Source organism: Bordetella tumulicola, from assembly GCF_965138755.1.
GTDB classification, from domain to species: domain Bacteria; phylum Pseudomonadota; class Gammaproteobacteria; order Burkholderiales; family Burkholderiaceae_B; genus Bordetella_A; species Bordetella_A tumulicola.
In genome coordinates, this window is the sequence record NZ_CBCSFP010000008.1 from 118,845 (window position 1) to 144,534 (window position 25,690).

9 protein-coding genes are annotated in these 25,690 nt (G+C 60.1%); all 9 read right to left on the bottom strand.

Features of this window, described 5'->3' with window-relative positions:
• Positions 1-3: 3 nt before the first annotated feature.
• The 9 genes from ACNAZS_RS18840 to ACNAZS_RS18880 all read right to left on the bottom strand — a co-directional run bounded on the left by ACNAZS_RS18840 (position 4) and on the right by ACNAZS_RS18880 (position 25,573).
• A complete protein-coding gene (locus tag ACNAZS_RS18840; protein ID WP_415792031.1) occupies positions 4-16,041 on the bottom strand; it encodes an SDR family NAD(P)-dependent oxidoreductase in 16,038 nt (5,345 codons plus the stop codon).
• A gap of 62 nt (positions 16,042-16,103) precedes the next feature.
• Entirely contained in the window at positions 16,104-16,370 is a 267-nt protein-coding gene (locus tag ACNAZS_RS18845; protein ID WP_415792032.1) for an acyl carrier protein, read from the bottom strand.
• A gap of 18 nt (positions 16,371-16,388) precedes the next feature.
• Positions 16,389-17,126, bottom strand: a complete 738-nt coding sequence (locus ACNAZS_RS18850; protein ID WP_415792033.1) for an SDR family NAD(P)-dependent oxidoreductase — start codon at positions 17,124-17,126, stop codon at positions 16,389-16,391.
• Between the two features lie 16 nt (positions 17,127-17,142).
• A complete protein-coding gene (locus ACNAZS_RS18855; RefSeq protein WP_415792034.1) occupies positions 17,143-18,516 on the bottom strand; it encodes an ANL family adenylate-forming protein in 1,374 nt (457 codons plus the stop codon).
• A gap of 20 nt (positions 18,517-18,536) precedes the next feature.
• Positions 18,537-19,289: an SRPBCC family protein gene (locus tag ACNAZS_RS18860; protein ID WP_415792035.1), complete on the bottom strand. Its 753-nt coding sequence runs from the start codon at positions 19,287-19,289 to the stop codon at positions 18,537-18,539.
• A 62-nt stretch (positions 19,290-19,351) separates the two neighbouring features.
• Positions 19,352-20,635: a GMC family oxidoreductase N-terminal domain-containing protein gene (locus tag ACNAZS_RS18865; protein ID WP_415792036.1), complete on the bottom strand. Its 1,284-nt coding sequence runs from the start codon at positions 20,633-20,635 to the stop codon at positions 19,352-19,354.
• 25 nt (positions 20,636-20,660) lie between these two features.
• Positions 20,661-22,028, bottom strand: a complete 1,368-nt coding sequence (locus ACNAZS_RS18870) for a DUF1302 family protein (RefSeq protein ID WP_415792037.1) — start codon at positions 22,026-22,028, stop codon at positions 20,661-20,663.
• Positions 22,025-22,933 (bottom strand): outer membrane lipoprotein-sorting protein, encoded by a 909-nt coding sequence (locus ACNAZS_RS18875; RefSeq protein ID WP_415792038.1) that lies wholly within the window; start codon positions 22,931-22,933, stop codon positions 22,025-22,027. Before ACNAZS_RS18875 ends, ACNAZS_RS18870 begins: the two co-directional genes overlap by 4 nt.
• A gap of 66 nt (positions 22,934-22,999) precedes the next feature.
• A complete protein-coding gene (locus tag ACNAZS_RS18880) occupies positions 23,000-25,573 on the bottom strand; it encodes an efflux RND transporter permease subunit (RefSeq protein WP_415792039.1) in 2,574 nt (857 codons plus the stop codon).
• Positions 25,574-25,690: the final 117 nt, after the last annotated feature.

Here is a 25,690-nt window from a genome sequence, read left to right on the forward strand (position 1 = left end):
CCTTCAACCTAGCTTGATAGCGTCGTCGACCGAAATGTCGTCGCTCGCAATTCTTGCAATCAGTGATGCGTAATGCGACTCGTCGAAATCATCATTGATGTCCAGCGGACGCGACGAGAACCCCTGCATTTGCACGCAAACCCGTCCATCCGCCGCGCAGAGATCGATGTCAACCTTGACCAGGCCTGCACCAGCGCCCGCCTCGGCCGAATGACGGACCCAGGCGAACATGGTCTCGGGACATGGCGAAAACACCCGCAGCGATTCCAGCGCGAATGGCAGCGTCGGATTGTCCCCACCCACATCGGCGATCAAGGGAATGGAACCCTGCAGCGCGCCGTCCATCAGGCTGGGCGGCAGCACACATTCGTCGCCGGTACGTGCGGCGGTGGGCAAGCGCAGTTCGACTAACGACTGCGCATCACCCAGGTGCACGGTCTGGACACCACGAAATGCGGGCCCATACTGCAGCCCCATATTGGCGAAACGCGAATAAAGCGACTCGCCATCCAGGATGCCTCGGTGCATCTGATCGCGCAGGTCGGTCAGATTCAGAGTGAGCGCCAACTGCGAACGATCCACGATGCCACGCCCCTGGCAATGCAGCACTTCGCTGCCATCAACGTCCCGGCTATAGACTTCGAAGCCCAGTTCGCCGTCGCCCTCTTCGAAGACTTCCACGCTCAGTTGGCGCGGCGCGTCCATCACCATGGGCTGCAGCCAGACGACATGCCGCAACGCCACCTGCGCGGGCTTATCGGCGTCGGGCAAGGCATCTTCCAGCGCCGCGCGCACCATCTCCAGATAGGCCACCGCTGGCAGCATTGGACGGTTCTGCACGCGATGATCGCCCACGAAGAACTCATTGCCGATGAACTCGCTGGCGTAACGCTGGTTGGCTAGGTCAGAGGTATTTCGATGCAGCATCGGATGCAGTTGCGCCTGTTTTGCCGCACGCGGCATCGCATCGGCACGTGGCGTAACCCAGCAACGTTCGCGAGCGAAAGGATAGGTCGGCAAAGCCATGCGGCGCAGGTTGCTGCCCGCATGCAGTGGATCCAGATCAAGTTCGACACCACGTACCCACAATTCGCCCACCTTGAGCAGGTTCTTGCGCGCCACCCAGTGATCAATGAGGGCCCGCATATCCTCGTCACTGGCTAGCGATGCCAGCGCATCATTGGCCTGCGCCGCACAACCGTGGAAGACACCAGCGCCCGATTTTCCATCCAGCCACGCATGCAACTTGGACGCCAGCGCTTCGATCGAGTCGGCGACCACCGCCAGGCGATGATCCATGGCGTCGCGCCCTACCTGCAGCGTATAAGCCATGCGACGCAAATCCACTTGTTCCTGGCGGCGCCGCAGAAAACCGGCCAACTCCAGTGCCTGTTGCCGCAACTGCTCTTCGGTTTTCGCCGACAAGGGCACGAACACACCTGCGGCGACCTCTTGCACCGTCGGCTGATCGCTCAGGGACGAAGCATGCTCGCTGATAACCACATGGGCGTTGGTGCCGGAGAAACCGAACGAACTGACGCAGGCCATGCGAGGCCCCGCGTTGGACCAGTCCTGGTACTCGGTATTGACGTAGAACGGCGAACCACTCAGTTCGATGTGAGGATTAACCTTGCTGAAATGCACCAGCGGCACCAGTTTGCGATGGCGTAGGCACAACAGCGTCTTGATGATGCCGCCGATCCCCGCGGCAAAGCCGCTATGGCCTATGTTGCTCTTGATCGATCCCAGCGCGCAGGTCTGCTCACCTCCTGCCCGGCCGAATACCTCTTTCAGGGCGTCGGCTTCAATGGGATCGCCCAGCGGCGTGCCGGTGCCATGGGCTTCCACATAGCCGATGCGCGACGGATCAATATCGAATCGCTCATAGACCTGGCGCAGCAAGGCCGTTTGCGCCCGGGTACTGGGCGCGGTGATGCCATTGGTCTTGCCGTCCTGGTTAATACCCGATCCCTCTATGACACCCAGGATATCGTCGTTGTCGCGTTGCGCGGCAGACAGGGCTTTCAGCAGAACCACGCCGCAGCCCTCGGAGAACACGATACCGCCAGCCGATGCGTCGAACGGTGCGCATCGGCCATCGCGCGAAAGCATGCCTACCTGCGAAGTCAGCACATGGCCTATGGGTGTTGTCAGCAGATTGACACCGCCCGCCAGGGCCATGGTGTTCTCGCCATTGCGTATGCTTTCGCACGCCAGGTGCACCGCAACCAGGGATGACGAGCATGCCGTATCAATGGCGATAGCCGGACCCTTCAGATTCAGGTGATACGAAATGCGTGCAGCAAGAATGGCGGTAGAGGTACCCATGAAGGCCGCCCCTGCCGTATCCCGGCCTGCGGCATGAAGCAGGCGCACATAATCGCCGCTGCCACAACCCACATAGACGCCGCAGGCCTGGTTGGCCAGCGAGCTAGGGGCATGACCCGCGCTTTCTATCGTCTTCCAGCACTCTTGGAGAAAGATCCGTTGCAGGGGATCGATCAACTCGGCTTCGGCCGGCGCAATACCAAAGAACAAGGCGTCGAAATACTCGATACCATCGACCAGACCCGACCACTTGGAATAAGTGGTGTGCTCGTGATTCGGCTCTGGATAGAACCAACCGTCGACCGCGCCCCAGCGGTCGGTAGGCACCTCGACCACGCAATCCTTGCCAGCCTTGAGATTCTCCCACAGAGCATCGACGTTCTCGCTCATGGGGTACCGGCAGGACATGCCGATGATGGCCACCTTTTCAGTGAATCGCGCCGCGCCATTGGCCGCCACTGCCTCGGGAAATTCCGGACGGGCCACAGGCGGTTGCGACGCCGCGATAGCGCCCCGTGGCGGTGCCAGTTTCGCGCGCGGCACGCGTCGCAGGACGACGGATGCTAACGTCAATACTGGATTGCCGAGCTGATCGACGACCTCGACATCGAACTCAAAGGCATCGGGATCCCCACTACGAAGTACGGCGTGGCTGCGGTACAACGCACCATCGAGCGAACCCATCACGGACAGCTTGCCAATCCGGTACGGCAGAAACTGGTCGTCGCTGGCACCGTAGCGCTGCGCGGCCAGATGCACGCCGTAATTAATGACCGTGCCCAGTGCTCCATAGATAACGAAAGGATTGGCCATGAAGCCGAACCCATGGTCCGCCACCTGAATCTCGCCCTGTGCGGACGAAGCACCAAAACGCAGGGATTGCAGTGGTGCATAGTACTGGCCGGTATTGGTAGCGATCTCGGTAGCCGTCAGGCTGGTGTCGAACATTCCGTCATTTGTCTGCAGGCGGGCCGGCTGGCCAACGGCAATTTCTATCATCCCCTGCATGTTCAGTATCTCGGCCATCGTCGCTTGAGGCCTGCCCGAACGCACGAAGAACTGCAGTTGATCGCCGTTGCGGCGGAACGTCAGGCGGATCGGCGTATGGCTGCCCTTCTCGCCGACCAAGGGATTCACAATGACGATATTGTTCAGCCGTATCTCCTGAACCGAGAAATACCGGCGATAAGCCGAATACACCAGCTCGATATAGGCGTCGGTCGGCAACAGATGTTCGCCGAACACCACGTGCTCGCGCAGGCTAACGTTGGATTCTGGACTGATCAGATAGTGCAGCGACACCTCGCCGTCCGCCTCAAACACGCCTTCGACGCCACTGTCGGTGAAATACAGCGAGCCGAATCGGCCACCCTGCTTGGGTGCCCATTCAATCGTGTTTCCGGCCACGGCATGCGGTGGTGCGCAAGCGACCGGGGCGACACTGGCGATCTGATCACGCAGATGTACCGCCAACTCCTCAATATTCGGATAGTCGTAGATGCGCGCGGCGGCAACGTCCGTGCCGTATCGCTTGTTCAGTGCTTTCACCCATTCAACGCCAATGATCGAATCCAGCCCCAGTTCGGTGAACGGCCGAGAGACACGAATGTCGCCCATCTTCATGAACAAGGCCTCAGCCAGACTGACGCGCAGTTCCTGCTGAAGTTGCGCTAGCGGGATCACCTGCGCCGCAGCCACAGTCGGCGTCATTGAGCCCAGTTCACCCTGCAAATGCACGGCCATCTCGGCCACATTGGGATAGTCGTAGATCCGCGCTGCAGCAATATCAGTTCCGTATTGCTTGTTCAACACTTTGACCCATTCGACACCAATAATCGAATCCAGACCCAGCTCGGCAAAGGGCTTCTGCAGTCCAATATCGCTCGGCTGCATGAACAGCGCCTCTGCCAGGCTGGCACGCAACGCCTGCTGCAACTGCACCAGGGATGGACCGCTAATAGCGGGGGCAGCCTGCGTGGTCGCGTGCATAGGCGGCTCCTGAACACCACTGCGTGCGGCGGCGGGACGCGCAGGACTACATGGGACCTGGCTCGGCGTAGACGCCACGGCAGACGGCGCATCGGCTTCGATCCAGAATCGCTGCATGGCAAACGGATAGCCCGGTAGGCCGATACGACGCGGACGGCGGCCGGCATACAGGCCGCCCCAATCGAATGCCAGGCCCTTGACCCACATTTCTGCCAGGCGCGCCAGTTCGCGCTGTTCCAGCCATTTTGTGACCATGCCCTGGAAATCGCTGTCCGTGGACAGCGTACGCATCACACCATCGTCATCACCCGCATGCCCTCGATAAAGGTGGGCAGCCGACTTCTCGGCCACCACGGTGGAACCCGACACGATGGCTTGCAGAACGCGTTCGAACTCACTCAGGTTGGACACCACCAGCGCCGCCCTTTCGGACATCGCTTCGCGTCCCACCTGCAAGGTATAGGCAATGCGCGCCAGATGTCCCGGCTCCATGCCCGGCGCGCGCACGAACGCCAACAGTTCGCGCGCCGTTCGCACGAGTTGCGCTTCGGAAGCGCCGGACAGCGGTACGATCACGGGCCCTGCCGATACAGCCTGTGTTTCAGAAGTGATATGCTCGGCCACGACAACGTGGGCATTCGTGCCGCTAAAGCCCAAGGCGTTTATCGCCGCCCGCCGCGGCGCCGAGCCCACCCGCTGCCAATCACGCAAGGTGTCGCTGATATAGAACGGCGAACCATCCAGCGTAATGTGTTGATTGAGTTTGCTGAAATGCAAAGTGGGCGGCAGCTTGCCATGCTGGAGCGCCAGTACAGCCTTGAGGAAGCCCGATACACCCGCAGCGGTCAGGCAGTGGCCGATATTGCTCTTGACCGAACCGAGCGCGCAGTATCCAGTATTGCGTGTGTACTTGCCGAACGAGGCCTTCAGGCCGGCGACCTCTATCGGATCGCCCAACGGCGTGCCAGTGCCGTGGGCCTCTATCAGCCCGATATCCGCGGGATCAATGCCGAACCGTTCATAAACATCCTGCTGCAAGCGGGTTTGCGAATCGGCATTGGGCGCCGTGATGCCATTGGTCTTGCCGTCCTGATTGACGCCCCAACCTTCGACCACGCCGTAAATGCAATCGCCGTCGCGTTCCGCATCCGCCAGGCGCTTGAGTACGACCACGCCCACGCCTTCGCCGTTGACAATACCGTCGGCGCGCGCATCGAACGAATAGCAGCGCCCTTGTGGCGACAGCATGCCCACCTGCGCGGTCATGATTTGCATGGCGGGGCCGGCCATCACATTGACGCCACCGGCCAATGCCATATCGCTGCCGCCCGAGGCCAGGCTGTCGCAAGCGGTGGCGATCGCCACCAGCGAGGACGAGCAGGCCGTATCGATGGCCAGGCTGGGCCCATGCAAGTCCAGCAGGTACGAGATACGCGCGGCCAAAATGGACGGCGCGGCGCCGGTAAACCCTTGCCCGCTGAGCTGTTCGCGCCGTGATAACTGGTGATAATCGCCGGTGGAACAACCGACGAAGACCCCGCAGCGACTGCCTGCGAGCCTGCGCGGGTTGTAGCCCGCATGCTCCAGGCCATGCCAGCACTCCTGCAAGAACAAACGCTGCTGCGGGTCCATGCTGCGCGCTTCGCGCGGCGAAATATTAAAGAAGGCGGCATCGAACTGGTCATAGTCGGCCAGCGTGCCCATCCAGCGGCTATAGGTCTTGCCGGCCACCGTCGCGCCTTCCTGGTAATACAAATCGATATCCCAACGATGCTTGGGCACTTCCGATATGCAGTCGCGACCCTCAACGATGTTGTGCCAGAATTCCCGCAGGTTCCCTGACTGCGCGAACAGCCCGGCCATGCCGACCACCGCTATCGGGCCCGCATCGGAATGGCTGGTTTTGCCCGACGCCCGAGTACGCCATGAAACAAGCACTCGTTCATCCGCATCGGCATCGCCTGCCAGACTCGGCGCCTCGACGGCCTCGCTATCCAGCGTAGATCGCGGGAATACGTCGGGCACGACATCGCCGTCCGTACCCACCACGCCCATTTGGTCCAACACGTACAAGCCCAATTGGTTCAAGGTCGGGTAGCTATAGACCTTTATCGCCTCGATATCCGTGCCGTATTTATCGTTGATGCCACGTATCCAGGTCACGCCGGTAATCGAATCCAGCCCCAGGTCTACAAACGGATCATCGACATCGATATCGCTTTCCTGCATGCGAAGCTCATGTGCCAACATTTCGCGCAGTCCGTAGACAATGGCGTCGGCATTCGACGCAACGGCAGCTGTTCCAACCGGAGCCGCCGCTGGCGCCATGGACGGCGTTGCCGATGGCAAACTGTGCTCGATACGCGCAATCGTGTCCGCCTGGCCGACGAAGGTCTCTTCGTGCATGGCCAGTTCGCGCTCGAAGGTTCCGTCCAGCGCATCGCGCAACGGCCTGGCGCCACGCGCCTTGAGCGCAATCAGGCGATCACGCGGATTGCGGGCAATACGCCGTGCCAACGCCAGTGCCGACGGCAACACATCCTGGCGCGCCAACACGGGATAGGACAGGCCGCGCATCAACAACTCGCCGCCGGCATACGACTCGGCGCCCAGCAAGGTCAAGCGCGCAAGGTCGTGGCCTACCCTGGCCGGAAAGACCAGGGTCGCGCCAGCGCCCGGCGTGAATCCGTAGCCCATGTAGGGACTACCATAACGGCTCTCGTCACTGAACAACGCGAAGTCGGCAAACATGCCCAGCGCCCAGCCTGCGCCCAGAGCATGCCCCTGCATGGCGGCAACCACGGGAACCGGGCAGCTCAGCGGCCACTGGAACACCGTATTGTCGGTAAATTTCTCCAACCCTTCGTGTATCGCACGCAAGGTGTCCGGCGTGCCTCCCATGGCAAAGTAGTTGTCGTATCCCGTCAGGACCACGACCTTGTAGTGGCCTCGCTCCGCCTCGGCAAAGGCGGCACGCATGCCTGCCGTAAATGCCGGCGAAAACATGTTGCGTGCCTCGCGGTCGGCCATGTGTACTTCCAGGACCCCGTCGGCGTACGCCACCGCCGACACGACACTGGATTCGAGCGCTACCGCTACGCCAACGGCATCCGATGTGACCGGCTCACGCTCCCCGGCCCAAGGCAGTTCCTTGAACGCGGCCAACGCATCATCCTGCATTTGTGCCGTCTGCCGTCGCCATTCTTGCAGCTCGATCAGCGGTAACGCCGCCACCTTGCCAGCGATACGATCGACGTCGGCGTCGACGTGCAGGCTGTCAACGACGCGCCAGGTTCCCGCGTGACCCGCCACCTCATCCAGCATGGATGCATCGGCGGTAAACAGCATGCGTTGCGCCCTATCGTCGCCGAACCGCTGCGTCAACGCCGCAGCGGCATAGGCCGCCAACACCGGCTCCTGCAGTGCCCACAGATCCACACGGCCGGCCTGAACGCAAACCGCGCCATACAGCGCTGCCAGCGTGGCCACCCCATTGAGGCCGTCATTCGAGCCGACGATAACAGGCCGATCAAATTTCTGAAAAAGACGCACCCACTGCAGCGCGACGTCGGCGCGCCGGCTTGCGGGATATTCCGGCAAGAAGCCCGGCAACTCGCTGGAGAGAATCACAACACGCCACGCGGTGGATGCCATCACTTGCCTGAACACGCCGACCAAGCCTTCCAACAGACTGGATTCGTCGGCGTCCGGCTGCCGCGCACGTATCGTCACATGCAGCACACCGTCGCGATGCTGCGCCAACGCCAGCGTCGCCGGCGCCTCGGGCAAAACCTCGACTCCCCGTTCACCGACCGACATCGTGACCACGTCGGGCAAGGATTGTGCTGCCGCCAGCAGGCCACGGCCGAGCTCCTGCTTGAGCAGGCGCAATGCCAACGCTGATTTGCTCGCCAAACCTACCGCCAGCTTCTCGGCGTGGGCGACGACCTCGGCATTGGGCACAATGGCGCAAGTCCAGCCCTTGGCACGCAACTCGGCACCACTGGCGATTTCCGTCAGGTACAGAAAATCTTCAGCATGTGTCCGGCCAAAACGCTGAGTGAAAAAGTCGACTGCCTGCGAGGGATACAGGCCTTGCAAAGCAAAGCCGTACTGAGCGGTTTCGCCGCAAATCATGACGTCGCACAAGGCGGCAATCAAGAATCCCGCGCCCAACGCATCACCGCGTGCAACGGCGACCAACGGATAGGGGAACTCGGCTAGCGCAACATATAACCGGGCTTGCAGCGCCTGTTGATGCGCTTGTGCCGCACCTTGCATGAAGACGGCGTCGCCACCCTCAAGCAACACGACCTTTACGTCCGCCTCGACCTGGACCGCGCGCAGCGCTTGCACTAAATCTGCGATCAGTTCGGTCGACATACTGTTTGCGCCGTCCTGCGTGTCGACGCTGATGGTGTAGACCCCATTGCCCCGGCGGACCAGCGCAACGCCACCGCCAACCTGCTCGGCCAGACCAAACGGGGTGGCTGCCAGACTCAGTCTTGGCTTGTGCGCACTTGCTGCCGATGGCGCAATCGCCGCCGCCGGCTCTTGCAGGGCGATGCGATGGGGCTTGAGTAACGCACTAGACGATGACGCATCCACACTCATCGCCGCATCCAGGGCAATAACACGCCGCAGGCTGATGGGCACCTCCTTTCCCAGCGGCTGACTGGCCTCTTGCGCCGGTATCGGCCCATCCGTCACATCGGGCGCCGAACCTCGGGCCCCCGTGGACGCAGGCGCAGCAGCTTCCCGGGCCAGCAACGCATTCCCCACCGTCGACGCGCGCATCCGCACACCCCGCAGTTCGACACAAACCACGCCCTGGGCCGTACAAATATCAATATCAACCGTCCCCGGCATGCCTATGGATCGCCGCACCCAAGCGCATTTCGCCGTGACGGTCGCCTGCAGAATGCGCACCGAACGCATCCCATAAACCCGCAAATCAATATCCCCACCTACCGCGGCCTCCAACGCCTGCTGCAATATGGCGGGATGCAACACATAGGCTTCGTGTCCCGCCTGCAGCGCGATTGGCAACGCCAATTCCACTACGGTCTCGCCAGCACGCGAGCGAATCACCGCCAGATCATGCCGCACCGGCTCGGCCGGCGCCTGAAACTGGATATGCCCTTGGCACAGCACCGTTAGCGCGTCACCAGCACCGCAGGTCAACTCGACACTCGCCTGGTCGCCCTTGTGATCGAACAAAGCCAGCGTCAACGGCGCGCTGCCCAAGGCTTTGCCCGGTTGCCCCCACGCCAGGTCGCGCAACACGACGGTGTGCGCTTTGGCACGCCCCGGCATGGCCAATTCGCCTGCGACCCTCGCCATTTCCAGACAAGCGGCCTCACCCAGCCGCCGCTCGCCGGGCGCTCCCACCAGAAAGAATTCGTTGCCGTCGAAGCGCGAGGTGTAGCATTGCTGTTCGAGATCGGATTGGTTGTGATGCACCAGCGGGTGCAGGCGAGCCCCGGCATCGGTGGCCAGAGGCGTGCGCGCCACCTCTATCCAATGACGCTGGCGCAAAAAAGGATAGGTTGGCAGGCTGACAAACCGTGGCCGGCTGACATGAAGACGCTGCCAATCGAGTTCGATACCCTTCACCCACAGCTCGGCCAACGGCACAGACTGCCCGCCGGCAATCCATCGGTCCAGCATCGCCGGCAGCTCGAGATTCTGCGTCACCAGCGACAAGGCATCTTTTTTACGAACCGCTTGGCCCTGCACCACGCCATCCACAGATGTGCCGTCGACAAAGGCCTGCAGTTTTTCCACCAGAATGTATACCGAATCGGCAACCACCACCAAGCGCGCATCCATTGCTTCACGTCCGACCTGCAATGTGTAGGCAATCGCCGCCAAGTCGGCTGGGCCGTCCGCCTGCGCGTCATTCAGGAAGACGATGAGATCGCGTGCCTTCAGGCGCAGTTGTTCGTCGCTGCGCGCCGAGAGCGGGAATAAATGCTGACCGACCACACCGGCATCGGCATCGGCATCGGCGGCGGCCACATATTCCTGGACGACCAAATGCGCATTGGAGCCGCCCGCGCCAAACGACGAAATCCCTGCGATACGCGGCAGTTCTCGCCCGTCAACTACCGGTCGTTCCCAAGGACGCAGGGTCTGGTTCACCGTAAAAGGCGTTTGCTCGAAATCGATGTGCGGGTTCAGGCGACGGGAATGCAGCGACGGCACGATCTTTCCGTGCTTCATCTGCAATAACACCTTGGTCAGCCCGGCAATCCCCGCTGCCGCCTCGGCGTGTCCGATATTCGACTTGGCCGAGCCAATCAGACAGAAACTGCGGTCCGCCGTGCTTTCACGAAACACCTTGGTGAGTGCGGCGATTTCTATCGGATCACCCAGCTTGGTTCCGGTGCCGTGGGCTTCAAGATAACTGACATGCCGCGCATCCACGTCAGCGTCGGCCAGCGCATGACGGATCGCCAAAGCCTGGGCTTGCGGATTGGGCACGGTGTAGCCATTGGTTTTGCCACCATGGCTCAGCGCGGTGCCGCGGATGACGCCATAGATCAGGTTCCCGTCACGCTCGGCATCCGCCAGCCGCTTGAGCAGAACAACGCCCACGCCTTCGCCGGGAATATATCCATCGCCCCCGTCGCCAAAGCTCTGGCACTGCCCGGTACCGGACAAAAACTGGCCAGCGCTGAGCATCAGGTATTTGTTGGGATGTATCGTTACGTTGACGCCGCCAGCAATGCCCAGGGCGGTGTTGCCCAACCGCAGATCCTGGCAAGCCAGGTGGATCGCCGTCAGCGACGACGAGCACATGGTGTCGACCACCATGCTGGGCCCATGCAAGTTCAAAAAGTAGGACACCCGATTCGCGATGCTAGCGGGGTTGCTGGCAAAACCCGTGCGCCGTCCCTGCAGGCTGGCCTCGGCGCCCAGCAACTGGTATTCGCCGTACATGACACCGGCGTAAACGCCCACCGCCCCCGGCGTGTTGTTGCAGTTCACGCCCTGCAACGCGGCCCGGGTGTAGCCGGCATCCTCTATCGCCATCCAGGCGTATTGCAGGAACAAGCGCTCCTGCGGATCCAGGATTTCCGCTTCGACCGGCGAGATATTAAAAAAACGCGCGTCGAATTCGTCCACGCCCTCAATGAATCCGCCCCACTTGCTGTAGTGACTACCCGCTGCCGTGCGATCAGCGCTGTAGTATTCCCTCCAATCCCAACGCGTTGCGGGTACCTCGGTGATGCAATCTTTACCATCGCGCAAATTGCGCCAAAACGCCTGCAGATCGCGGGATTCCGGATACCGTCCCGACAAGCCCACGATGGCGATGGGCTCGCCCACCCGCGCGCTATCTCGTGTCTCGGTACGAACGGCCGAAACCGCCGCACGGCGGCCGCGTCGCAGGCTGGCATTGCCCCTGCGCACCACCGAAGCATCCTGTATCTGGACGGTGCCCGCTGCCGGCAAGGCTACGTCAGCTCGAAGCCCATCGACTTTTTGCGATAGCGTCGCCACCGCCTGTCCATGTTCCCTGACAAAATAGGACGCCAGATCGCGTATTGTCAGATACTCGAAGAACAGGGTTTTGGGCAAAATACCAAAGGTTTTTTCCAACTGGCGCGTCAAATCCAGCGCCGGAATGGAGTCGACGCCATAGTCCTCTAGCGGCGCCGCGGGATCCACTTTGTCGATCGGCAGTTTCAGCACGGATGCCAATTGCTCGCACAAGAAATCTTCGACGGCGTCCCTCTGCGACTGGCTCGCCTCCATGGGCGCGGCAACAGTGGACGTGCCTTCCCCCGCCACGACATTCGCTACCGTTCCAAACCATCCCAACGTCTGCCGCATCATCGTCACATTGCCGGACATGACCAACGTCTGATCCAGACCGGACGCCAGGCTGCGGTAAAACATCTGCATGCCAGTGGCCGTCGCCATCGCCCGGATACCGGTGGTTTCGTACAGGCCATCACGCCCGGCTGCATCGACCTGCATGCCGCCATCGCGCCACAGGGGCCAGCGAATAGCCTGAGTCAAACCGTGACGCAGCCCTTGCGCGACCAATCGGTTGCGCTGTGCCGCGAACGTATCCAGAAAGCCATTGGCCGCGGCATAATCGGCTTGGCCCAGATTGCCTACCGCCGCGCTCAGCGATGAGAACAGAACAAAGAAATCCAGTTCGAGCGCTTGCGTTGCCTGGTCCAGATAATGTGTACCGTGGACTTTTGGCGCCAGCACGCGGCCAAACTCCTCGTCGGATTTCTTCAAGACAAAGCTATCGGCAGTCATGCCCGCGCTATGGATGATGCCGTTGATCTGCCGGTATTCTTCTCGGATCGCCGTGAATTGGCTATCGATCTGCTCGGGCGAGGCCAGATCCAGCTGGCGATACTCGACGGCACCCGCCGCCTGCAACCCAGCCAACAATGCCGACTTCTCCGGCGATGCGGCCACTTCGTCTGGCGCAGATCTGCCCGTCAGAACGAGCCGCGCGCTGGGCACATGGGCCAGGATTTCCCTGGCGAACAACACACCCAGGCCGCCCAACCCGCCAGTCAGTAGGTAAATACCGTGCTCTTTGAAAAGCCCTGCCGGCGCCACCGATGTGCCCAACGTGGGGTCGAGCATGTGCCACCCCTGGACAGTTCGCATACCTTGCGCATACCTGACCACGGTATCGTGCGCATGACTGCGCTCACGCAGCAACAGCGCGGCCAGCGCTTCCTCGCCGATGGCGGGGTCGACAAACACCACCTGCCCCGTCACCTGCGGATGCTCGAGATGAATGCTCTTGAACAATCCGGCCAAACCCGCATGCACCAAGTATTCTTCGGTATTGGGCAACACCAGCTGGATCACGCACAAGGCCCGCGGCCGCTGGCGAATCAGCGCTGCAGCCCGCGCGAAGCAGGCCTGCGCCAACAATCGATACTGATCCGCGCTATTGCTCGGCGTCTCGGCGTCTTGCAGCGTCACGCCGTCGGTCGCCAGGCTTTGCGCGCGAATGCCGGGCAGCCCACATAGCATCACGTGCGGCTCGCCGGGAGCTCGGTCCTGCAGGGCTATCGGACGATCGTTCCAGACCTGGGTCGCGAACAAGACGCCGGGCCGATCGTGCCCCGTTGACCGTGGCACGAAGCCACGCATTTGTACGCACACATTGCCGTCAACATCGCACAGATCGATATCCAGGCTATGCGCGCCCTCAACCTGACCACCTGGCGCAAACCTTGCCCACACCTGCATTTGCGCCTGGCATGGCGCGAGCGTGCGCAAGCTTTGCAGCGCAAACGGAACGATCGGCGCCAACGGCAGTTCGTCCAGATCGAACAACAACGTGGTTGCCGCCTGGAACGCACCATCCATCAAGGCCGGATGCAGGCCGTAATCGGCCAGACTGCCGGCGAGGGCCGATGGCAGGTCCAGTCGCGCCAACACTTGCCCTTCGCCACGCATAATGCAAGCCAGCGAACGGTGACCGGGGCCATAGTGCAGCCCCATGCGCGAGAATGCATCATAAATGGCGTCGGCAGTCCAGATACCGTCCCGCATGGAGGCGGTCAGCGCCGCGATGTCGATAGACTCGACTGGCGCGCCGTCACCGATACGGCAACGACCCTGACCGTGCACCGTATCATCCTGGGTATAAATCTCAAAGTCGATAACAGCCGGGGCACCCTCGCCCACCTCATGCTCAGCAAGTGCAATATGCAGCGGCGTGGCTTGAACCACGCTCAGCGGCTGCGGCCACACCACGTCGCGTAGTTCGATGCCGGCCTGATAGTCCTCCGGTGCCGCCAACTGCAGGGCGGCACGCGCCACTTCCAGGTAGGCGACGCCGGGCAGGACTTTCACCACCGCCCTGTCGGCTCCCTGTAGCAACGAGACACAATGATCCTTGAGGAAAAACTCGTCTCCAGTCAAGGTCGTGCTGTAGCGCTGCTCCCGAAGGTCCGAGGTATTTTCAAGCGACAGCGGCCGCGTCGTCGACAGCGTGGCCACAGCCCCCAGCTCCGCCCAATAGCGCTCGCGAGCGAATACATAGGTGGGCAGGCTGATCCGCCTGGGCTTTGTTCCCCCATGCATAGAAGACCAATCCACCTGCTCTCCCGCGCTCCATTGCGCCGCCAACTGGCCGGCGGGATGCTCCGGCATAGCCACCGCTGTGCCGTTGATGAACGCCTCCAGCGCGCCATTCAGTTCGTCGATGGAGGCCACCACGAAGGCAACGCGGCGAGGCATCGCCACACGGCCTACTTGCAGGGTATACGCCAGGTCCTGCAGATCGACGCTGGTGCGGCTGTCATCCCACGCCGACACGAATACCGCCAAACGCTGCGCATAAGCGCGCAAACTACTATCGTCTCTCGCCGAGAGCGGAACCACAAAAGGTCCCTTAGCGGCCTTGCGAGCCACCACCCGAGCCGGGCGATAGGACGCCAGCACCACGAAGGCATTAGTGCCGCCCACGCCCAGGCTATTGACCAAGGCCACGCGCGGCTTACGCCGCTCTCCCCAGGTCTGGGCTTCGCGATTCATGTAGAACGGCGTGTTCTCGAAGTGGATACGCGGGTTCGGTGTCGAATAGTTCACCGTAGGCGGAATCACCCCGGTCTCGACTGCCAGCACCGCCTTGATAAAGCCGGTAATGCCGGCGGCCGCTTCCAAGTGACCAATATTGGATTTAACCGCGCCCAACGCGCAGTAGGACTTCTTGTCGGTGTCTTCCCTGAAGGCGGCCGACAACGCTTTGACCTCTTCCGGATCGCCCATTGCGGTACCCGTGCCGTGCGACTCCACAAACCCGACGGCGTCTGCGGCGATACCGGCGGTCTTGAGGGCGGCTCGGACGCAAGCTATCTGCCCGCGGGCACTGCTGGCCGCGTAGCTCATCTTGCCCTTGCCATCGTTGACGATGGCCGAGCCCTTGAGCACTGCATAAATATGATCGCCGTCGCGCACGGCGTCGGCCAGCCGCTTGACGAGCACCAGGCCAAGACCGCTACCGAACACGACGCCATCCGCCTCGGCGTCAAAAGCGCTGAGTCGGCCGGATTTCGAGAAAATGTGCCCAGGCTTGTAGTAATACCCCTGAGCATGAGGCACGCGTATGGTGACGCCACCGGCCAGCGCCATGTCGCATTCGCCAGACAGCAAGCTCGAACGCGCCTGGTGCAAAGCCACTAGCGAAGTCGAGCATGCGGTTTGCACCGTCATGCTGGGCCCGGTCAGGTTCAGCTTGTAGGAAATATAGGTGGAAAGAAAATCCTTGTCGTTGCCGAGGTGGGTAGGGCTGACGGTGAAGTGGTCAAAATCAGGATTGCGATTCATGAAGTGCGACAGATAACCCGTCGTCACCCCGCCACCGCCCGTAAAAACGCCCACATTTTGCGCACTATGTGTGGCGTAGCCCGCATCTTCCAGGGCTTCCCACGCACACTGCAACAGCAGCCGCAACTGTGGATCCATCAGTTCCGCATCACGCGGCGATATCTTGAAGAAGCCGGGATCGAACTTGTCGACATCATCTAGCGGCGCGGCCGCCTTCACGTACGACGCATCCGCGATGTCCTCGTCGCCTACCCCCGCGAGCCGCAGCTCCTCGTCAGAGAGTTGACGAATACTCTGTTGCCCAGCGCACAGATTGCTCCAGAACCCGGAAACACTGTTCGCCCCCGGAAACCGGCCCGCCATACCGATCACCGCAACATCGTCAGCTTTGATACCCATGCTTCTCTATCTCATAAAAATCAGTGGCGGGCACCCGTGCCCGGCCCGCAGACAATCCACGGCTAGCGCGCGCTCTCCAGACAGCGTCCATACACGGAGTGCAGATCGCCAAACGTTCGCACGTCGGTGATCATGACGTCCTCATCGGCAAAAGGATCGACGCCCAATTCCTCTTCCAAATTGGCGATCAAGGTCGCCACCATCATGGAGGTAAACCCCAGTTCGTCGACGATGGCCGTGTCATCCGAAATAAGCGTGACTTCCAGACCATGCTCCTGCGCAACCATTCTCACCACGCGCTCGACCTGCTCTCTAGTGTTGATATCCATTTCCAGACACTCCCCTGTTCAAACTGTCAGGCCGCCGTCGACCACAATGGTCTGGCCTGTGATAAACCGCGATTCATCGGACAACAGAAACCGGATTGCCGATGCCACATCTCCCACCGTGCCAAGCCGATTCAAGGGCGTCTGGCGTACGATGCGTCTTTTCTGTTTTTCAGTAAGCTCAGCCGTCATCTCGGTCTCCATGAAACCCGGCGCCACGGAGTTGACGCGGATGCCGATCGAGCCGACTTCCTTGGCCAGTCCGCGGGTGAACCCATCCAGCGCCGCCTTGGTCGCGCCATAGGCCGCGACCCCTTTGAAGCCGCGTACACCCACCACCGATGACACGTTGACGATCGCCCCGCCGCCGCCCACCAGCATGTGCTTGACGCAAGCCTGAGCCAGACGAATGGAGCCATCCAGGTTGACCTGGATCATGCGCGAGATTTCGCTGTTCTTCATCATAGTCAGCAGGCCTTCGTTGGCCATGCCCGCGCTATTGACCAGATAGCCGCAACGTCCCAGCTCTTTCTTGACGTTGCGCAGAAAATTCACGATTTGGCTCTGATCAGCGACGTCCACCGATTGCCAATACATGCGCCCCGGCACGCTGGCCATCAAGTCGTCCAGTTCCGTCGTACGCTTGCGGCTGAATGTCGCGACGGCATAGCCCTCTTGCACCAACATGCTGCAAATGCCCAGACCGAGCCCCCTACTGCCGCCGCTGACGACAGCCACTTTTTGTTTGTTTTTTGCCATGAAAACTCCAGATGAATCAGGGCACGGCCGGCGTTGCGGCTTTGCTCTTGCGAATCTTTTTGAACCGGTCTCCCACCAGAGTGTCTGCCCTGGCAAGCGTAATTAGCCCGGGGATCTTGAACGGCGCCAACCGTCCGCGACAAGCGTCTACCACCCGCTTGCGAAACGCAGCGGCGTCCTCGGGCTGTGCGAGCACGAACTCGGCCCACACGATCTGGCCAAGAACGGGACTGGGCTTGTTGCGCACGATGACATCGCGCACATTGTCCAGCGTCAGCAGAAAGCTCTCGACCTCTATCGGAAACACCTTCTCGCCGCCGACGTTGATGATTTCAGACTCACGTCCCAGTATCTGGACGTACTCGCCGTCCACCGCCACTTTGTCGCCGGTGTCATACCAGCCGTCGGCATCGAACGGGCTGGGCGCGTTGAGATAGCCCAGCATGGCGCTTGCGCTCTTGATCCACAGGGTGCCATTCTGTACCTTTACTTCATAGCCGGCGCCGCCTATCTTCATCCACCGGGAAGAAGAATCCTTGGATTGAGTAGCGAGGATGCCCAGCTCCGACAAGCCATAGGTCTGCTTGAGCACAACGCCGGGAAACGCCCGATGCAGGCCAACCAGCGTGGATTCCGGCATCGCCTCGGTGCCGTAGGTAATCACCTTGAGCGAGGACAAATCGTAGTCGCGATAAACACCGGACATCAGCAACATCGTCAAAAATGACGGTGTCGTCGGCAGTAGCTCTACCGCGTTCGTTTCCACGCAGGCACAAATCTCGGCAGCCTGACGTCCCCCACAGGTCACAACAGTGCCGCCATTCAGAATCACGGAAAACAGGGTATTCAGCCCGCCGATGTGATCCAGCTTCAGGAACAGCAACGTGCGAAACCCGTTGCGCGCCTTGCTCCGAAACTTCTCTACCATGCGCTCGAAATCGAGCAATACCGCCTTGCTTTTGCCCGTGCTACCAGACGTGAAAATCACAAACCCGGGCTTGTGGTGTGCTACCAGCTGATTCAACAGCGGCGACACCTCGCCGCTGAACGCCAGATCGTGGCACGTGGCCTGCGTTGCGCCCCCAACCACACGGATCAGGCGGGTGGCACAAACGATGTCCAATCTTTCGTCCAATACGCTGGCTTCGTCATCAGGCAACGGAACGACGACGCAACCGTTACCGATCAGGGCCACGATCAGTGCCACCACCTCAATGTGATAATCAGCGACAAGACCGATCCGCTCACCTGGCGCGATTCTCCATTGATCCAGGACATCGCGCCAATGCGCGATGCGCTCAACAAAGCCGGCGTAGGTCAACGTAGCCGCATCCCCCTCGGCTATGGCCCGGCCATCGAACTGATGAAGCCGCTCCGTCATCCATTCCATTGCTGCCACCCTCGTCTTTTTCAGTTCTCGCCGTACTCACGGATATCCTCGACCACCGCGTTCTTGTAGCGGTCCTTGTCGAGAATGCTCTGCATATCGCGCAACACCTGGAACGTACCCTCGGTCAACGCGAAATTCGTGAAAAAATAAGGCAGCCCGCCCAGGTCGGTGTCCTGCATGAAGTCGATCTCGAGCTTGCCGTTGGGCAATGGCGTCAACTTCCAGTGATTGTGCAAGTGCGTAACGCGCACGCAGCACTCATCACGCGGCAGTCTGTTGGGCGCGGCGATGACGTTAACGTCGACCTGGTTGTTTCCGGGCTGCTGATTGCGCTCGGCAAACAACACATAATCCCGCGTCTTCAGCCCAGGAATATCGAACTTGTACCGGACATAGGTCGCGGCGCGCCCCTTCACGCTAGGGATCTGGTCCAGACGCTTTTCGTCGTAGCAAAACGCGTCGACGCAGCTATCGAGGTCTTCGATCAGCGTCATCATGCCGGCCAACCTGGAATCGACTTCGACCAGGCCACGTACCCGTACCAGGCCGGATCCCGGCGTCTTGAGCGTCCACAGTTTGACGCCGTTTTCGTCCTTTGCCAGCTCCCACTCGTTCGAACCCGAAGCGCGCCAGACAAAATGAGCAACCAAGGCAATGACAGCAAGCGCCAGCACGATGTATCCCAGGACTCGCAGGATGCGCCTTCTTTTTCGGGGCGGCGCCGATGTCGCGGCGACGCGCGTATCCTCGGGAGAGTTCAGAGCTTGTTCCATGGTGACTCCGTGATAGAGATGGGGTAAAAAAAATAGGGAGACAAGCGAGCCGGCAAGCCCGCTTAAATTTGCGTGGACAAATGTCGAGATAAATATTTGCCCAGGCAGACGAGGGTGAGCGTAGGCGGGACCCGCAATGCTTCCGGAATGATCGACCCGTCGCAAACGTGCAGATTGCGATAAGGAGTCTCCAACTGGCTGTCGATGTGTTCGTTGATGCGAACCATGCCGCCCACGCGACCCGCTGCGGTCACGCCAAAGTCAACGATGTGGCGAGCGCCTGCATGCTTGAGAATCTCGACGGCACGACGCCGGCCCTTGTCCAGTTTTGCCTGGTCTGCGACGCTGATCTGCTTGCGAAATCGGCCATCGTCGGTGAGTTCGCCGCCAAACTCATCTTTGACCTTGACGCCGATGCCCAGGGTTTTCGGAAACGAAAAAAGATGACGAAAATTCAAACCGCCCAACATCATCGGACCATGGATGGGACGCGGAATATTGGCGTCGCCCAGTTCAATACCGTCGTCGTCCATGCAGCCCATACTGCCGACAAAGCCGCTGATGCCCTGCATATCGGGAACCAGGCCATAGATCGCATAGCCCGGATTGCACACGAAGCCGCGATCGCCCACGTCACGCAACCCGCTGTCGCGCAAAATCCCCGGCGTGGCAAGCTCGCCGGCCGCCAGCACGATTTTCTTGCCGAAGGCCCTTCTCTGCCTCGACCGCCACAGGCCATTTTTCTCGTGATATTCAACGCCAACAGCGATGCCGTCCTCGACCAGGATGCGGTCCACCGTGGCACGCGTCGTCAACACCGCCCCATCGTCGAGAGCCGACTCCACCAGGCTACGCGCCTTCCATTTGGCATCGTAGCTATAGCCGCCGTGGCAACGCGACCAATCAACCAGCATGTCGTACTTCCCCCAGACGTGTCCCAGCGTATTGGCGCTGTCGCGCAAGCGGCTTGCCTGCGGCGTGAGCAATTCGTCCGGTATGGGCGCGATCGGCAACTGGGCCTTGACCTCGGCCAGGGCCCACGAAAGATCAATGCCCAGGGCAGAAAAAATGTCCAGATCGGGGTAGCCAACGACGCCAAAATACATGCCGGTAGAGCCACCTGTGGTGATCGCGCGCACCGTGGAGAGTCGACCCTTGCCCAGCTTGACCTCCTGCGCGATGGCGAGAATGCCGGCAAGGGTTTCGCGCAAGACCACCGTCTCCCCCTTCTCCAGGATCAAGACCTTCTTTTTGCTCCGGCTGAGTTCGCTGGCGATGGTGGCGCCTGCCGTACCTGAGCCAACAATGATGGCGTCGTACTCATCATGTCGGTCGTTGCTGTTCATGCGTGAGATCTCGATTGAGGGGCGTTCAGAACCTGTACTCCGCCCGCAACACCACCTGGTGCATATCACGGAACGGATACAGGGCGTTGTTTTCGTCGGGTACCGCCAACGCGTGCAAATCCAGGCTGTAGGTCAGGTTGTCGCTCCACTTGTATGCGGTGCGGATCGATGTCTGGATACTGGTGTACGGTTGGGTGAACACCGTCAACCAACTCACCGACAACATGTCATTCAAGAAGAACAAATTGGCGTCCAGCACCAGCGAGGTGGTATCGCGCGGGATGCCCGTTATGCTGCTATCCCAATCCACAACATGGCTGTTGACCACCTCCATGCCTATCGTGTTAGAGCCGCCCAGCGAATACGTAAAACCTAGCGCCGCGTCGATTACGTCCTTTTCAACAAGTTGATAGTTGGCATCGCTGAACAGCCGGCCCGACTTGTATGCCAACTCGCCGCGGTATAGAAACTTTCCGCTGGCATAGTTAAATGCACCGCCTACCATGCCGATGCGATTTGCCAGACGCGTCATATGGAGACGGCCATCGGCATCCACGCCGTCGTAGCGCATGGCATAGTCGTTGTCGATCAGGCTGGCCGCCATTAAGCTGACATCGCTTCCGCTGTATGCCTTGCGCCAGCGCATGCCGTACTCATTGCGATCACTGCCCACGACATCATGAACATAGGCCTGTCCATCGAACGGATCCAGGTAGTACGCCGTATCTTCATCGGCATACTTGTTGAACCGCGGCCGCGGCACATAAAAAGCCGTAAAGTCACCCAACGATGAAAAATGATCCACGCTCAGCATGAACTGTCCCAGGCGCGATTCCTCTAGGGGAACCAGGAATAGCTCAGACAAATTTCTTGGGCTGACCTCATCGGTAATCGCGCCAGCCTGAGACTCACCCCAGATCATGCGCTGTACGCCCAGCCGGAAGGCCGTCTGGCCATCTGGCCGGCTGTACTGCACAAAAGCTTCCGGTGTACTGTTCTCAAAGTAGACCGTCCGGTCAAGCGCCTCAGCTCGATGATCTTGACTCCAATACACGTTTTGCTTGGTGTCCAGCCGCACATAGAGGTTGTTGCTGAAAAATTTCGAGTACTCAAAGCGGATCCAGCTTCGGTTGTTCACCAGTTCCGACCAATCGTTGGTGAGCGCCGACAACTCATACCCCAGCGTGAAACGGTAGGCATTGGGCGCGATATCGCTGGTTTCCGGAGCCTCCAACCCCAGCCCGCCAGGCGCGCTCAAATTCAGGTTCGACAAGTCCAGCGGTTGCGTCATATCCAGACTAGGCGAGGTATCCGTCGCCGAATCGGATTCCTGCGCCAATCCCTGTGCACTCAGCAGGACGCCAAATAGCAGCGCCGTACAGCGTCCCTTCATTGGCTGGCCGGCTCGACGTTCAAAGCCGCACGGAACTGGGCAAGATTACGCTCTCGGAACGAGAAATCCGTGAGCGCGCGCTGCGTGAGAAACTCGTCGTTGACCGGAATGTTGTGGCGCATCGACAGCTTTGCCATCTGGCTGATGCGGGACGTGGTCAGATTGTTCATGATGGCGATTGTCGTGACATACACGCCATCGACTTCCTTGATACCGGATTGCGTGCGCTGCTTGTGCACCTTGGCGCCGCGATACAGATCTTCCTTGAGGGTCAGATAGGTTTTCTTGTCGATCCAGGCAACGACCTTGGTGTAGGACGTGGTCCTGGCTTTTTCCGGTGTCGGCAACAACTCGATCACCCAGGCGTCCCGGCCGTCCTGTTTGACTTCATCGAGAATCTTGTAGGTGTATTCATATACCTTGCGGGCTTCGGGGTTCTCTGTGCTTTCCACCGAAAATTCCGAGCCGAACACACTCCCCGCCTCGTCGTCGTTGGCAATGACGCGATTGATCTTTCCCAGCGCCGGCAGGTAAATCCAATTGTCGTTGGCGCGGCCTCGTTCACCGTATTCGTAAACCAGCAGGCTGGTGCCGCGATCACTGATGGGATCGCGCTGGATGGACAGCGAATTGTCGTAGAACAGGCCATTTTCGATTCTGACCTTCTTGGTGTTTTCCGCCACCACCTCGCGCGGTCTCTCGGTACATTGGACGCTGCCCTTGACCACGGTGTACTTGCAGGTCGTGATCTTTACAAACGCGAGCTGGGTGTCGAAACTTTTACGCGTCGCATGGTCGACCTTTTCCATGATGGCCTGGGCAGACTCTTCGGCCGCAACGCCAAGAACGGGGACCAATGCCATGGAGAACGCAAAGGCACGCAGTTTCGTCGAGATAAAAGCCATAATTTCCTCAAGAGATCAAAAACGGACTCCCTCGCGTCGGGGCAAGGCATGCCTCGACGCGCCCGTTCAGGGTTCCACGCCGGACGCGGAAAGATTGGCGTTGGCGGACTGGGAGGCACTTGTCCTTTCGCGGGGAAAGGTCAAATGGAAAACCAGGATCAACGCGGGAAGCAGGAACAAATCATTCAATAGGCCCATCAGAATGGCCGCAAAACCAAATGTCCCCAGATTCGACGCACCGGCATCGGCGGCAAACGCCATGACGCCAAAGCCCAGGCCCAGCACGGCGGTGGTGAACGCCACCGAATGGCCGGTCTCCCGGATGGTGACGTCCAGAGCCTTGCGGATATCGCCTAGCAACTCGTACTCGCTGCGATAGCGGGTGATGAAGTGGACGGTGTCATCGATGGCGATACCGATGATGATGGGCGCGATCATCATGGTGGTAATGTCCAGCGGTATGCCCAACAAGCCCAGTGCCCCGTAGGCAAGCAACGCCGGAATCAGGTTGGGTACCAGCGCGATAATCCCCGCCTTCACGGTGCCGAAAATCAGCAGCAACATAATGCTGACCAACACCAGGGCAAGGCCGAAGCTTTGCAACTCGCCCGTGGTCAGCATGTCGGAGCCCTGCATCATCAGGGGCAACATGCCGGTGATAGCCACCATGGCGTTGGGATATTTTTGCTGGATCTGCGCGGCCGCCTGATCGATCTCCACCTGCATGGCCTCCCATGCTTCGGTGTACTGATGCGAACCCCGGTTGTAAAGGCGCACACTGATCCGCGCACGGTCATAATTGTCCGCGACCATGCGGCGGCGGTCTTCCGGATTCGACTGATTGAACAGGAATAGCGTCTGCGACACCTCGTTGACAGTGTCAGGCACCCTGTATTTGTCTTCCTGCCCCAGGTGCAACACCTGATACGACTCCTTGACGGTGTTGACGACCGAGGTCGTTCTCACGATCAGGTCAGGGTGCTGCTGTTCCAGCGTCGCCTGAAGTTTCTCTATCGTCTTGAGCACGAAAGGATCGTGAAAGCCATTGATCTCATCCAGATCGATATAGATCTCCATGCTCTGCGCGCCCATCATGTTGGCGTCGACCAGGCGCACGCTCTGCCGTATCTTTGAATCCTGGGGAAATGTCCCTACGGGGTCCGTATCCACCACGGTTTGAGAAGCGCCATAAATGCACAGCGCAAATATCGCCATGAACACGGCAATGATGGATTTTGGACGTTTCTCGACTGCCGGTAACACGCCTTCCAATTTGCGCGACAGCCATTCGGAGATATTCGGCAGCCAACTGCCGCGCTTGCCCGCCTTATCTGCGGTCGTCGATGTTTTGGGCGTCCACAGGTCCAGCATCAGCGGCAGCAGATACACCGAAAAAAAGAACGGCAAGCTGACGCCCAGCACACACATGAAGGCGAAAACCTGTATGGGTACGATGGGGGTGATACTCAATGCAGCCACCGCCACCGCATTGGCGACGGTCGTCAGCAAACACGCCACGCCCACGTGTCGAAAACCGTGACGCAAGGCTTCCCTGTGGTCCAGACCGTTACGTCGCGAAGTCAGGTAAGCCGACATGACATGAACCGTGTCGGCCACGCCTAGCGCCAGTGCCAACATCACCGCCACCATCACAAATCCGGTAATGGGTAAACCCAGCCACGCGGTAATGCCCACCATCCAGACCGTACTCAACACAACGATAGAGATCGGCCAGACCACCGCGCTGAAAGAACGGAACAACACCCATAGCAGGACCATGATGATGATCAGGGCCACCATATTGAGCACGCCCATCTCCGAGATCATCGCCACGTTGTACTCGGCGGCGGCGGTACTACCCACAGGGTAGTACTCGAAATGATCTGCGTATTCGGGCTTGTTCAGAATAAGCTCGACCTCATCCATCAACGCGACGTAGTCCGCCAGGTCGGTTGATTTGAACTGCGGCCGTTGCTGCGCATAGCCTCCCTCGGCAGGCGCGTCGAACGACAAGCTTTCCACGGAAACCGGTCCGGACGCCTGCGCCGCCTCCAGCGGAATCGCGCCGAAGTCGGTTTCTATGATCATGCCGCCGTATTTGTAGTCCTTGGAGAAATACTGCAGGGGAAAACTACGCTGGGATTCCGCTACCTCGCGTACCCGCTTCCGCCCCGCCTCGGTGTCCGGCACCTTGTCCCCAACCAGGCGCCTGGAACGCAGCGAGCCGTCCTCGGCATACGTCACCCGGGCGTTGATCAACGAATTGACCTTGACCACGTGCTGCAACGCGGACCCCTCTACTGCCTGCGCCTCGGTCACGCGCTGTTCAATCTCCTGCTGCAGTTTCAACAGGGTGGCAAGCGACTGGTCCGAGAATACGTCGCCATCCTTGGGTTCATAGACGACGTACAAATGATCATCACTGCCGAAGTCATGGTGGAACCAGTCGAACGCAACAATGAGCGGATCATTCTTGTCGAACCAGCCTTCGATGGAAGTGTCGAACTTCACCTTACCCATTCCTGCGACCAAGAACACCGTCGCGGCAATGAACAGAATCCAGACCAGACGCTTGCGTCGCAGCACCTTGTCAGGAACCTGCGAGAAATATTGCGCCAACCAATTCATAAGGCGTTTCATCGACTATTCCAGAGGGAGAGAGAGATTCCAGAACGCACCAGCTGCGTCGGCGCCTCGCGAGAACGCGCCGGGCTGCTGCCGTATTCCAATTAATGCGAGCGTGTTTCGCCGTGGCGA